Source organism: Palleronia sp. THAF1 (genome assembly GCF_009363795.1).
Taxonomy (GTDB): domain Bacteria; phylum Pseudomonadota; class Alphaproteobacteria; order Rhodobacterales; family Rhodobacteraceae; genus Palleronia.
The window spans coordinates 43,027-56,210 of record NZ_CP045420.1 but is presented as its reverse complement, the minus strand read 5'-3'; the positions used below and the strand labels follow the sequence as shown (position 1 = coordinate 56,210).

Here is a 13,184-nt window from a genome sequence, read left to right as displayed (position 1 = left end):
CGATGCAGGGCATCATCGCGTGGTTCATCCGCAATTCGGTCGCCGCGAACCTGTTGATGATCGTGATGATCGTCGCCGGCATCGCCGCAGCACTGTCCACCACGATCCGGACCTTTCCAGAGATCGCAACGAATGCGGTCACGGTAGAGGTCGCCTACCCCGGCGCCACACCCACCGAAGTCTCTGACGCGATCCTGATCCCCATCGAAGGACGCCTGCAGGGGCTGGAAGGCGTGCGCAAGCTGACCGGCACAGCCTCTCCCAGCCTAGGCACCGTCACTGCCGAGCTGACCAGCGGGGCGTCGGTGCAGACCGTCAAGGATGACATCGAAACCGAAGTCTCCCGCATCACGACCTTTCCGTCGCAGGCCGAAACGCCCCGTGTGTCCGAGCGCGACACGCCAGAGACCGCTGTGCAATTCGTGCTTTACGGAGACGTGTCACGCACTGCGTTGAAATCGCTCGCCGAAGTCGCGCGCGATGACCTGACGCGCCTGCCCGAAATCAGCCAGGTCGAAATATCCGGCATCCCCACCGATCTGATCGAAGTGACGGTAGATCGCGCCACGCTGCGCAGCTACGGACTTGGGCTGACCGAGTTGGGGCAGATCATCGCGTCCGAGTCGGTGTCCCTGTCGGGTGGCAGCATCGACACCGGCACCGCCGACATTCAGGTGCGGACCATCGGAGAGGCCGAAACCGCCGACGCGCTGCGCAGCAAGGTGCTGTTCTCCAGTCCCTCTGGCGGGCGCGTTACGCTGGAAGACATCGCGGCGATTACGGACACTTTGGCGGAAGATAACATCTCGGCCACCGTCGCGGGCCAGCCGGGTGTGTTCATCACCGTCCGGCGTTCGGGCGCAGAGCAAGTGCTGACGGTCGCGGATGCCGCGAAAAGCTACGTGGACAACCAATTGCGCCCCACCCTTCCCCCCGGCGTCACCGCAGAGCTGTGGCGGGACGAGGCGGCCAGCTTGCAGGGCCGGATCGACCTTCTGGCGAAGAACGGCGCCATCGGGGCCGCGTTGATCGTCCTGATCCTGATGCTGTTCCTTGACCTGCGCGTGGCGTTCTGGGTCGCGTTCGGCGTTGCCGTGTCCTTCGTGGGCGCCTTCATCCCCATGCAATTCTTCGGGACAACCATCAACCAGTTGTCGCTGTTCGGCTTCGTTCTGGCGCTGGGGATCGTGGTCGATGACGCCATCGTCGTGGGCGAAAACGCCTATGCGGAATTGGAAAAGGACGCCGATCCATCGGGGGCCGCCAAGCGGGGCATCCTGCGGGTCTGGCGGCCCATCGCCTTTTCCGTGACGACGACGATCCTGGCCTTTACGCCGCTTTTGGTTCTGCCCGGCTCTTCCGGCTCTTTCATCTCGCCCATCGCGGCGGTGGTCATTTTCATCTTGTTCATGTCGCTGGTCGAGTGCTTCTTCATCCTGCCACATCACCTCAAGCGTATCCGTCTTACGAAACCGCGCCGCTATTCCCCGCGCCGCGTGACGGAAGCGTTGCGCAAGTGGGTCGACCGGGGGTTCACCCGCTTCCGCGACGGCCCTTTGAACACGATCGTCACCGGATCGGTTCGGCACCCGATCTTCGCCATAGTGTGCTGCGTCGCGGTGGCCGTGGCGACCGTCGGTCTGATCTCTGGCGGCGTGGTGCGCTTCATCTTCTTCCCGTCGATCGAGGGGAACTTCGTTACCGCACAACTGCAACTGCCCGAAGGCACGAGCGAGGTGGAAACCCGCGCGCGCGCACTGCAATTCTCGGACGCTGCAGAGCAAGCGGCGGAAGACCTTGGCGCACCGGATGTGCTGGAAACGGTCGCCGTCACAATCGGCTTTTCTGCAGGCGAAGGTGGGTCCAGCTCCAGCTCGGCCGCCACCATCGAAGCGCGGTTGGCCGATGCGCAGACGCGCGACCTGACCGCCGAGGCGTTCAAGAACGCGTGGCGTCAGGCGGTGGGCGAAGTGCCGGGCGCGAAGGAAGTGATCTTCTCATCCTCTGTCGTCGGTGTCGGTGCCGCCGTCACGCTTCAGATCGCGGCGGACACGGAAGAGGTGCGGGACGAAGCCACGGCCCGGCTGCGCGGCGCACTCCAATCGCGTGCCGGCGTGTTCGACATCCGCGACGATGCCACCTCTGCCGCGCAAGAGATCGCGCTGTCGTTGAAGCCTGCCGCCCGCAGCTACGGGGTGACGCTGGAGTCGCTGGCCAACGAGGTACGCGCGGCGTTCTTCGGCACCGTGGTGGACCAGATCGCCCGTAACCGCGAAGAGGTCGATATACGGTTGCGCCTTGCCCCGAACCAGCGCGATTCAGTCGCCGATCTTCTGGCGCTACAGGTCCCGGTGGGAGAGGGCGAAGAGCGCGGCTTCGTGCCCATCACGCTGCTGGCGGACCTGACGTTCCAGCCTGCGCCCACCTCGATCACCCGCATCGACGGGCGCGCGATCACGCAGTTGCAGGCCGATGTGGACGAGGCGGTCACGACCGGCGGCGCGGAGACCAGCTATCTGTTGCAGCAGGTCGTGCCGCAATTGGAACAGGACTACACCGGGCTGCGCGTCTCGACCGGCGGCGAGCAAGAGGAAAGCGCGCGCTTCGGTGCCGCGCTGGGGCGTAATTTCGGCCTCGCGCTGTTCGCGATCTACGCCACGCTGGCGCTGGCCTTCGGCTCTTACCTGCGTCCGCTGATCGTACTGGGCGTCATCCCCTTCGGCTTTTTCGGCGCGGTGCTGGGCCACGCAGCCCTTGGTCTGAACCTGACCCTCCTGTCGCTGTTCGGAATTATCGGCCTGTCTGGCGTGATCGTGAACGCGGCCCTGCTGATCGTGGACTTCATTCAAAGCTACGAGGAAGATGGCATGGACCCGTTCGAGGCCATCGTCCGCGCCACGCTGGACCGCTTCCGTGCCGTGATGCTGACGACGCTGACCACTTTCTTCGGTATCGCACCGTTGATCCTTGAGACCAGCGTTCAGGCGCAGTTCCTGATCCCGACCGCCGTCGCGCTGGGCTTCGGTATTCTGTTCGCCAGCATCCTGCAGATGGTGCTGGTGCCGGCTTATGCCTCTCTGTACGCAGGCGGGCGACGGCGGGTGCGCAAGTGGCGCAACAAGGATCCATTGCCGGCCTGAAGGGAAAACGTATGACCAATCATCTGCACAAGGGCGACCTGCCCGACGATCTGGACCTGGGCCGCTTCGTCGCCATCGACTGCGAGACGATGGGTCTGAACCCGCACCGCGACCGTCTGTGCGTCGTGCAGCTTTCTGCGGGGGATGGCGACGCGCATCTGGTGCAGGTGGCGCACAGACAGACCAGCGCCCCCAATCTGGAACGTCTGCTGACCGATCCTTTGGTCCTTAAGCTGTTCCACTTCGGCCGGTTCGACATCGCAGCGATGTATCATGCCTTCGGCGCGCTGGCCGCCCCGGTCTACTGTACCAAGATCGCATCAAAACTGGTGCGGACCTACACCGACAGACACGGTCTGCGGCAGCTCCTGCAGGAACTTGTGGACGTGGATATTTCGAAGTTTCAACAGCAATCCGACTGGGGCGCGCCCGAACTGACGGACGCGCAGATCGCCTACGCCGCCTCGGACGTGCTGCACCTTCATGCGCTGCGCGACGTGCTGGACCAAAGGCTTGCCCGTGAGGGCCGCACCACGCTGGCGCAATCGTGCTTCGATTTCCTGCCCACCCGCGCCCAGCTGGACCTGATGGGCTATGCGGAAACCGACATTTTCTCGCACTAGTCTTCAACGGGGCGGCTGCGCAGGCTACATCAGATCGCATGAGCCGCTCTTCCATCCCCAAACGCACAGGCCACTTCGACAACCGCCACTCTCGGTGGGTGGCGCGCCTGAAAGTTGCGCTTCCACTCGCGGCATTGGCGATCCTGTCGACGTTGTTCCTTGTTGCCGACCGTCGCGGCAGTGGCGACTCCATCCCTTTCACTGACGTCGAGATCGACCGCATCCTGACCGAAGGCCGTATTGCGAACCCCGATTACGCGGGCCTCGGGTCTGACGGGGCCGCAGTGACCCTGCGCGCCGCCGAAGCACAGCCGGGAACTTCCGATCAAGACACCTCTCGCGCCACAACCGTGTCGGGCAGCTGGACGTCGCGGTCCGGGGCCGAAGTTACGCTGACCTCGGAGCGCGGCACCCTGAGCCGTGCGAATGACGACATCCGGGTCGAGGGCGATGTGCGGGTCGTCGATGCGCAAGGCTACACGGTCGAAAGCGACGCGCTGGAAGTGGATGGCACCACGAACGATATTGCCTCTCCCGGTCCCGTAACCGGCGTCGGTCCGGTCGGGCGGATCGAAGCGGGCGCAATGGCGTTAAGCCAGAATGACGATACGCCAACGATGCGCTTCACGAACGGGGTGCGCGTGGTATACGATCCCGCAACGCCGGAAAGCGAGTAACCATGAACCTGATCCGCCCCATCGCCCTTCTGCTTCTGTTGACTGGACCCGCTATCGCGCAGGGGCAGGTTGATTTCGGCGGTTTGACGCAAGACACGTCACTTCCGGTCGAGGTCACGGCGGACCAGCTGGATGTAAACCAGAACGACGGGTCCGCGGTCTTCAACGGCAACGTGCTGGTGACCCAGGGTGAAATGCGCCTGACCGCCCAGCGCATCCTCGTGAACTATGCCGGTCAGGATCTGGGGCGCATCCAGACGCTGAATGCCACCGGCGGCGTAACGCTGGTAAACGGCGCAGAGGCCGCCGAGTCGCAAGAGGCCGTTTACGATATCGACAGCGGCGAAGTCGTCATGACCGGCGAAGTGCTGCTGACCCAAGGCCAGACAGCCTTGTCAGGTAACCGGCTGGTGATTGACCTGGAAACAGGAACCGGTCGGATGGAAGGCCGCGTGCGCACCATCTTCGAGCCCAGCGGCCAGTAGATGGCCCTGAATGGACGCGACCCACAGGCCCGTTCGGGCCTTGTCGTCGAGCGGCTGGCCAAAAGCTATCGCAAGCGTCCAGTGATCCGTGACGTATCGCTGGAATTGCAACGTGGAGAGGTCGCGGCTCTTCTGGGTCCGAACGGCTCGGGCAAGACCACCTGCTTTTATTCCATCGCGGGACTTGTCGTTCCCGACGGCGGGCACGTCAGCATCGACGGAAAAGAGGTCACGACTCTGCCCATGTATCGCCGCGCGCGCATGGGGATCGGTTATCTACCGCAGGAAATGTCGATCTTTCGCGGCCTGACGGTCGAAGACAACATCAGCGCCATCCTCGAGCTGTCGGAAACGGATCGCAACGCGCGGCGTGACAAGCTCGAATCGCTCTTGTCTGAATTTTCGATAGAGCATCTGCGCCAAACGCCCGCACTGGCCCTTTCCGGTGGCGAACGCAGGCGGGCAGAGATTGCGCGCTGCCTGGCCGCTGATCCCGCTTATCTTTTGCTAGACGAACCCTTCGCAGGCGTCGATCCCATCGCAGTGGGCGATATCCGGTCGCTGGTCGCGAACCTGACCGAACGGGGGCTTGGCGTTTTGATCACCGATCACAACGTGCGCGAGACCCTGTCGATCGTGGACCGCGCCTACATCCTGCACGAAGGCGGCGTGCTGATGAGCGGCACGCCGGACGAGGTGATCGCCGATCCGGATGTTCGCCGCGTTTACCTTGGTGACAGTTTCCGCCTGTCGTAAGCCCGGCAGTGCTTGACAGTCCACCACATCCTGACGCCAAATGATGCGATGACAGCCGTATTGCCGATCCCGGATCGCATCGAAAAGGCCATCGTTTCCAAGCCCTTGGGCGGAACGAATGAGCTTGAAAGCTGTTTAACTCCAATATCCTCGCCCGTTCGCTTTACCGTCTCTTTGCGGTCCTGCGGGCATGGATACCCCATCCAGAAGGAGATGACCCATGCGCTACCAGATCAGCGGCAAACAGATCGACATCGGCGAGGCGCTGCGCGCCCATGTTCAGACCGAGATCGACGAGGTCGTCGCGAAGTATCCCGGCCGTCCGACAGACAGCTTGGTAGTGTTCTCAAAGGACGGGCCCGCGTTCGCCTGTGAAACGGTCATTCACCTGTCCACCGGCCTGACGGTGCAGGCCAGCGCGAAAGAGCATGACATCTATGCCGCCTGCGATGCGGCGGTCGCCAAGATGGAAAAGCAATTGCGCCGTTACAAGCGCCGGTTGAAGGATCACCACAAGGAACGGTCGCAGCCCGTTGAACTTTCCGGCGCGGCCTCGTATATCCTTGCCGCAACAGAGCAGACGGACGATTCCGAACCGGACGACCTGACGCCCGTTATCGTGGCCGAGATGGAGACGCGCATACCGTCCCTGTCGGTCGGAGAGGCAGTGATGCAGATGGAACTGGCCGGGGCCCCTGTCCTGGTGTTCCGCAACGAGAAGCAGGCAGGCGGGGTCAACGTGGTCTACCGGCGCGATGATGGCAACATCGGGTGGATCGACCCCAATTCAGCAGGATAGAGCGGCAGTAAGCGCCGCCACAGCGCTCAGGGTTAAGTCATGATTCTATCGCAACTGCTCGCCCCTGAGGCGATACGGGTTCTTTCGGCTATATCGAGCAAGAAGCGCTTGTTTCATACGCTGTCGGACGTGGCCGAGCAGGTCTACGGTCTTGACCCTGTCGCTGTATCGGAAGCCTTGATGGATCGCGAAGCACTTGGCCCCACAGCAGTGGGACAGGGCGTTGCCCTGCCCCACGCGCGGATGGCCGGTATTGCCCGTGTGCACGGCGCGTTCTTACGTCTGGATAAGCCGCTGGAATTCGGTGCCGTCGACCGTCAGCCCGTCGATCTGATCTTCGGGCTGTTTGCGCCCGAAGACGCAGGCGTCGATCATCTGAAGGCACTCGCGTCGGTCAGCCGCACCCTGCGTGACCCCGAGCTTTGCACCACACTACGCGCGAATGACGATCCAAGTGCGATCCACGCACTTCTGACTCAGCGCACGGCATCTCACGCGGCTTGATCGCGCGTCGAGCCTAGCTGGCCGCCCATGCTCCCCAGCCGAACATCATGTAGTCCCTTTGATACGCCGCCTTTACGGCAGCCTCGACCTTTGCATCGTAGATCGCTGACAGGGGCATTGGCGCAGGCGGCGGTGCAGGAAAGTAGGCGGGTGCGTCTAAGCCCAGCGCATCGGCCAGTTCTGCCAACCGGTCTACAGCCTCGTCTTCGCGAATGACCAAATCCGGCAGGATCACCTGCCCCATGCCTTGCAGAATTGTGCTTTGGCTGGCCCATGACGGGTCGACCCGCAGGCTCGTCTGCCCTCCCAGATTGCCCTTCACGAAGGACGCAAAGTCTAGAAACGCGGCGCGATGCGCGTTGGCGTCGTATCCAGCGCCTGGCGCGTCAGCCGGAATCGGCAAGGCGTACTGACTGCGCAGCGTTTCGCGAATTTCCGTAAGACACTCCGGCCCCGGCATCAGGATATGGGTGCAGAAGGCGTGGTGCAGGCGCGCAACCGGGTGGCGCAGTACAGTGAAGCTGCGATGCTCGACAGCCTGCCGCTTCCACTTTCGCAGGTCTTTCTGCGTTCGTCCCGAAACCAGATCGCCAGCCTCTATCCCCTGCAGCCAAGCCTGCACCGCATCGACCGGGCCGCCAGGCATCGGCAGGAACATCACCGGCGCACTGGGGGGTGTGACGAAACTGGGCACCGCCGGTCCGCGCCGAGGCTCGAAGTTCGGGGTGCGGCTTAGGTTGAAGTGGTCCAGCGGACCAAGGGCGGCGACCATGTCGTCGTAGTTCACGACCTTCCGGCGCAGTCCATCGGGGTTCTGCACCTTTGTCTTCTGCGTCAGCTTCTCGATCCGCCCATCGCAGCCCAACCAAGTGGCCAAGCCGTTCAGAACATCGAGATCGCCGATATCTTCGTAGTCAATGTAGAATGCCGTCTGCCCTGAGGTCTGCAGTGCCCGCATAACACGCACCTGAAAGGCCCGAAGCGCCTCTGTATGGGCGGCGAAGGCGGCAGGGTCGAAGGTGATCTGGGCCGACTTCGCATTCTTCATATCGTTCAGGCGCCACTGGTTCGTCGCCCGCGCAATCTGCAGGCTCACGAAAGACTCCAGCGGATTGCGGGTCAGCACGATCTTGGCGCAGCGCGGATCGGGCAGGCAGTGTTCGAGCACGCGAGCGTCATGGTCGTGAAAAAAGCGGAACCCCGCCAGCCCATCGGTCTTGGCACGCATGGCGTCCAGCAACACCAGCGGATCGCGCTCGCGTTCCGTCAACGACAGTCCCGCCAATTCGGTCTTCCCGGCGTTCCCCATAAAGTGCGGATTGAACGCTTCGCCCCAGCAGCGCAGGCCGGGGATCGCGTTCAGATTCTCTTCCAGGAAATTGCTTCCCGTGCGCATCTCTGCCAGCAGGATAAAGCTATCGAAGGTCTGGGCCATGGTGCCTCGTTACCGGTTTTCGCGCGCGATATAGGGCTTCGCCGGAGCGTCTTCGCGTCGGAGTGCCGCGCCCGATGGGAAATCCCCCATCAGGTAGGGATGCATGCCCTCGTTGCGCAGGTTTTGCAGGAACTGTCCGAACCCGGTCAGATCGGCCATGCGCGGCATTTCCGTCATCGGTCCCGTCCGGCGCACGGCAACGTCATCCACGATGCCTTGCAATGGCTCTGCTGGGCTTTCGACGAAATCCGCCAGCGTCCAGATCTGCACCCGCGCTTTGGTGTGGCCCGAACGAAGCTCCATCAGGTGTTCATTCTCGATCCGTTGCAGGCGTGCGGCTTCCTTGCGGATATCGGGGAAAGCCATTTGAGCACGCATCAGCGGAATGGCCCATGCGCCGGAAATCACCATGATCTCGGCATTGGGATCCGACGCGATGAAGCTGCCGATGGGCACGGTGTCACGCGAGCCGTACAGGAAGGCTTGCCGTTCTCCGCGCGTGTTCCAGATCAGACTGGTCAGAAACGCCTTCGGGTTATAGTCGCGCAGGGTCGCGCTGTCGGACAGGGCGCCGGTGAAGATGGTCTGGTCTTCCGCGAACTCGGCCCGGTCCGGCGCATAAAGATGCCCGTGCGCGCGCAGCCCGGTGGTTCGCCGCAGCCAATCCTGAAACTCGGGGAACAGGTCGCCGAACCCTTCGAACACGGTGTAGCGCGCGCAGGTCAGCGCGCTGTCTCGTTGGATGCGCGGGAAGCGCCCGGTCATGTAAAGCCCTGGCCGTCCCTCGATCCGGCGCTCGATCGCTTTAGAGAAGATGCGGTCGATCTTGCCGGGATTCGGCTCTGCAGCACTCATCGCGTCGGCGTGGCCCGACAGGAACGTCGCGTACAGTCGGTCCGCGCGGGGCCAGATCTTGCGCGCGACGAAACAGTCGGACCGGCGCAGAAGTTGCAGGTGATCGTCGTAGAAGACGTGCGGTTTGCCTTGAAAATCAAACTTCGACAGCGTTAGCGAGCGGCTTTCTACATTCGCGGATACCAGCCGCACCAAGGTCTGAAAGTAGCTTTCATCGGGAATCCACACACGCTGGAAGTAGCGGTCGAATTCTGCCCGGCGCGGGTGGTTGAGGATCGCAGCCAGGGTCGCGCGTGTCAGGCACCACCACTGCGATCCCATGTGCGGCACCATGCCTTCGGGGATGCGGCGGCGATAGCCCACGCGGCGCTGCAAACGAACGTAGGCGTCGAACAGGCGACGGTTCTTGCGCCACGAGAACGGGAAGCGCAGCGTGAACCGTTCGTAATCAAGGCCACCCTTTGTCCACGGCACGTCTTCCGTGGTGGCGCTTTCGATGAAATCGGTTCCGGGACGCTCGGCAAGATAGTCGCGCATCTCTTCCACGGGGCGCAGCGGCAGACACGCGCCAGACGCCAGAAACACGTGCGAAACATCGGGGAACGCTTGCAGCAGAAGCGTCGCAGCCTCTTGCGTGGCCCTCACCAAAGACCACCGGCCCCAATCGCAGGGGTAGCGCCGTGAAAACCGTATATTCGGGCGATCCGACAGTGACGCCTCGAACGCGTCGGCATCGCGCTTGGGCACCCGCGCGTCCAGATGGATGACAATGGGACAGCCGTGATCGGACCAGTGGCGCGCCACCTGTGTCGCGCGTTCCAGCGCCTCGTGACACAGCATGACAAGGCCGACGCTCACGCCCAGTTCCCCTTCGACATCAGCCCCAAAATCTCAAGCTGTCGCCAGTTGATATATTTCTCGCTCCACTTGCACCACAGGTCCGGGGCGTCTTCCAGTCCTTCGGCATAGACGTGGTATTCGCGCGCTTCCTTGTAGTGTTCCAGCCGCGCGGCCTCTGCCTTGGCGCGGGCCTCGAACGTCGACAGAAACTTGGTGTGCAGCAGGACGCCGCAGGCTTTCTCTCCGCCCAGATCGTCGAAGACGAGGTTCAGGCCGCGCGGCAGGACCATATGCGTCGACGACGCGAAAACGACGCCGCGTCGCCATTTCACCAGCGGCACCTTGTTCAGCGCAGGCGCGGTTTTGGGCGCGTCGGCGAAGAACATCCGGGCGCGCGGGCCGCCCTGTATCCAAAGGGAATTGTAATCCCAGTTGCGGCTGACCGTGTAGTTGCCACTGTCGAACCAGTTGGCGATCTCCAGCGGATTCTGACCGGCAGTATAGGGCTCTGCGTTGATCGGCCCCTTGGGATACATATCCAGCAACATCGTGCCGAAGGACTTCAATTGCGAGCCGTCGAGCCAGTCGGTCAGTGCGCCGATGGGGCGGGTATCGCAGAACGGATAGACGAAGAATTCGTCCACATCGACGCAGAGCACCCATTTGCCAAGGCACCACCGTCGCCCCAGCCAATTGACCCAATCGATCCCGAAGCGCGAGCGGGCGTAGCTGGCCTGCGTCGTCCAGACCGAGCAATCCTTCTGTTCGGCCAGATACTCGCGCGAGCCATCGCTGCTGTCGTTATCGACGAACAGGAAGTGCTGGATCCCCATATCGCGGTAGTATTGCAGGAAGTAGGGAAGGCGGATGCGCTCGTCACGCAGAACGCAGATCACGACACAGGGCGCGGACCGAATGGCCTTACGATGCACCGATACGGACCGCAGGTCGCGCCGCTTGCGGATCGCGCGGATATACCACCGACGCCTTCGCAAACCGCGACGGATCACGTTTCGGATATTCAAGGCTGAACCCCTGTCGTGCCTGTTCCGGTCTTCATGCCGTTTATTGTCGCGGATTCCTTAACACAACTTTTACGTATTGAACATAATCGTGGGGTGATCACAGCCATCCGCCCCGCGATATCAATCCCAGCGCTTCCAGATGGCGCCAGCCGCGGTAGCGGGTGGAACGCGATGTATGCAGCGTCGCACCGTCGATCAGCTGTCTGTAATAGTCGTCATACAGCGCGGCGTTGGCGAAATGCTCGCGCCGCTTCAACTCTTCGGCAGAGCGCTCAGCGATGCCGTCCAAGAATTTCGTATGGAGCAGCGCGCCGGTCAGACACTCTCCGTCGTCGTAGATGTCGTTCAGGTGGCGCGGCAGGGCGGCATGGGTGGAGTTGACGTAAACGTAGCGCCGATTCCAGCGCACCAGTGGCACTTTCTGCAACGTCGGCGCGCGGCGCGGCTCCGCTGCGAAGAACTTCCGGGCGCGCGGCCCACCCTGCACCCACAGGTTGCCCATCGGCTGCTGGCGCTGGATCACATAGTTGCCGGCATCGAAGTGGGTAAGCACCTGCGTCGGATCGGTGCCCGCGATGTAGGGCACATCCTCCAGCGCGCCTTCGGGATACATGTCCAGCATCAGCGCGCCCATGGAGGCGCGGCCAGAGCGGTCCAGCCAGTCGGTCAGCGCGGGCAAAGGGCGCGTTTGCCAGTTGGGGTAGACGAACAGCTCGTCCGCATCGAGCGTCAGGCACCAATGCCCATGCCCGTGCTGGATCATCAGCCACGTAATCCAATCAAGGCCGAAGCGCGACAGTCGGTAGGACGCATCGGTGCGCCACACAGAGACATCCGGCGCATCGGCCAGTATCTGCGCGGTCCCGTCGGTCGAGCCGTTGTCCACCGCGATGACGTGATCAACGCCCAGCGCACGGTGATGCTGCAGAAAGAACGGCAGGCGAACCGCCTCGTTGCGCACACACAGGAACATCAGGATGGCACCGGGTTGGATCGCGTCTGTGCGGTCGATCACCGGCGTCAGTTGGCGGCGCTTGCGCAGCGCCCGCAGAAGCAACCTGCGGCGCATCCAGCGCAGGCGGTAGGCGGGCCAGAGATCGGGTGGCAACAGGGGACGGGGCGCGTTCGCCGTTAGCCCCGCCCGCCGCGCCATGTTAGCCCAGCTTCAGGGTCTTGAGGAAACCTGCCAGATCGTCCCGTAGTTCGGGGCGCGCCAATCCGAAGGCCACAGTGGCCTGCAAGAACCCGGCCTTCGATCCGCAGTCAAAGCGCTGCCCGTCGAACTTCAGTCCCCAGACGCCCAGCGCGCCGTCGATCTGTTTCGCGATGGCGTCGGTCAACTGGATCTCACCGCCCTTGCCGGGGTCTTGCGTGTCCAGCGCATCGAGCACGCGGGGGGTCAGGATATAGCGACCGATGACGGCAAGGTTGGAAGGCGCGTCCTTGGGATCTGGTTTTTCGACCATACCGTTGACCTTTACCGCACGCCCGCCGGTGTCGGCCACGGACAGGATGCCGTACTTGTCGGTCTGATCCGGATCGACCTCCATCGCAGCTATGACACAGCCGCCTGTTTCGCGATGGGCTTCGGTCATCTGCTGCAGGCAAGGCTTGTCGGACATAATGACGTCGTCGGGAAGGATGACGGCAAAGGGTTCATCGCCGATCAGCCGCCTTGCGCACCAGACGGCGTGGCCAAGGCCCAAAGCTTCCTGTTGACGGATGGTCGAGATCGCGCCGGACGGCATGTCACTGCGCGCCAGCTCTTCCATGAGATCGGTCTTGCCCTTCTCTTTCAAAGACCGCTCCAAGTCGGGCGACTTGTCGAAGTAATCGACCAGCGCGCCTTTTCCCTTGGCGGTGACGAAGATGAAGTCTGTGATCCCGGCGGCGCGCGCCTCGTCCATGGCGTATTGGATCAAGGGACGATCCACGAGGGTCATCATCTCTTTCGGCATCGACTTGGTGGCCGGAAGGAAGCGCGTTCCTAGCCCAGCAATGGGAAGGACGGCCTTGGTGACTTTCTGCGTCATACGGATAACCTT

General features: G+C 62.7%; 12 protein-coding genes. 7 read left to right on the top strand and 5 right to left on the bottom strand.

Annotation, left to right across the window (positions count from 1 at the left end; translation table 11 throughout):
• Positions 1-2 precede the first annotated feature (2 nt).
• From FIU81_RS00270 to FIU81_RS00240, 7 genes are all read left to right on the top strand, one after another.
• On the top strand, positions 3-3,140 hold the full coding sequence (locus FIU81_RS00270) for an efflux RND transporter permease subunit (RefSeq protein WP_124110001.1): 3,138 nt from the start codon (positions 3-5) through the stop codon (positions 3,138-3,140).
• An 11-nt stretch (positions 3,141-3,151) separates the two neighbouring features.
• Positions 3,152-3,763 carry a ribonuclease D gene (locus FIU81_RS00265; protein WP_124110002.1) on the top strand — a complete coding sequence of 204 codons (612 nt, stop codon included), beginning with the start codon at positions 3,152-3,154 and terminating at the stop codon, positions 3,761-3,763.
• Between the two features lie 38 nt (positions 3,764-3,801).
• On the top strand, positions 3,802-4,440 hold the full coding sequence (gene lptC / locus FIU81_RS00260) for an LPS export ABC transporter periplasmic protein LptC (protein ID WP_124110003.1): 639 nt from the start codon (positions 3,802-3,804) through the stop codon (positions 4,438-4,440).
• Positions 4,441-4,442: 2 nt separating this feature from the next.
• Positions 4,443-4,925, top strand: a complete 483-nt coding sequence (gene lptA / locus FIU81_RS00255; RefSeq protein ID WP_124110004.1) for a lipopolysaccharide transport periplasmic protein LptA — start codon at positions 4,443-4,445, stop codon at positions 4,923-4,925.
• Complete coding sequence (lptB, locus tag FIU81_RS00250) at positions 4,926-5,681, top strand: LPS export ABC transporter ATP-binding protein (RefSeq protein ID WP_124110005.1); 756 nt, start codon at positions 4,926-4,928, stop codon at positions 5,679-5,681. It begins immediately after the preceding gene.
• Between the two features lie 220 nt (positions 5,682-5,901).
• The gene (gene hpf, locus FIU81_RS00245; RefSeq protein ID WP_124110006.1) at positions 5,902-6,480 is read left to right on the top strand and encodes a ribosome hibernation-promoting factor, HPF/YfiA family; all 579 of its coding nucleotides are present in this window, start codon (positions 5,902-5,904) and stop codon (positions 6,478-6,480) included.
• Positions 6,481-6,519: 39 nt separating this feature from the next.
• Positions 6,520-6,984 (top strand): PTS sugar transporter subunit IIA, encoded by a 465-nt coding sequence (locus FIU81_RS00240; RefSeq protein WP_124110007.1) that lies wholly within the window; start codon positions 6,520-6,522, stop codon positions 6,982-6,984.
• Positions 6,985-6,997: 13 nt separating this feature from the next.
• Here FIU81_RS00240 and FIU81_RS00235 read toward each other — a convergent pair whose 3' ends face one another.
• The 5 genes from FIU81_RS00235 to galU all read right to left on the bottom strand — a co-directional run bounded on the left by FIU81_RS00235 (position 6,998) and on the right by galU (position 13,172).
• Positions 6,998-8,419, bottom strand: coding sequence for a nodulation protein NodH (locus FIU81_RS00235; RefSeq protein WP_124110008.1), 1,422 nt, complete (start codon positions 8,417-8,419; stop codon positions 6,998-7,000).
• A 9-nt stretch (positions 8,420-8,428) separates the two neighbouring features.
• Positions 8,429-10,132 carry a beta-1,6-N-acetylglucosaminyltransferase gene (locus FIU81_RS00230; protein ID WP_124110009.1) on the bottom strand — a complete coding sequence of 568 codons (1,704 nt, stop codon included), beginning with the start codon at positions 10,130-10,132 and terminating at the stop codon, positions 8,429-8,431.
• Positions 10,129-11,139, bottom strand: coding sequence for a glycosyltransferase family 2 protein (locus FIU81_RS00225; RefSeq protein WP_124110010.1), 1,011 nt, complete (start codon positions 11,137-11,139; stop codon positions 10,129-10,131). Before FIU81_RS00225 ends, FIU81_RS00230 begins: the two co-directional genes overlap by 4 nt.
• Before the next feature lie 97 nt (positions 11,140-11,236).
• Entirely contained in the window at positions 11,237-12,292 is a 1,056-nt protein-coding gene (locus FIU81_RS00220) for a glycosyltransferase family 2 protein (protein ID WP_124110011.1), read from the bottom strand.
• A 1-nt stretch (position 12,293) separates the two neighbouring features.
• A complete protein-coding gene (gene galU / locus FIU81_RS00215; protein ID WP_124110012.1) occupies positions 12,294-13,172 on the bottom strand; it encodes a UTP--glucose-1-phosphate uridylyltransferase GalU in 879 nt (292 codons plus the stop codon).
• Between the last annotated feature and the right edge of the window lie 12 nt (positions 13,173-13,184).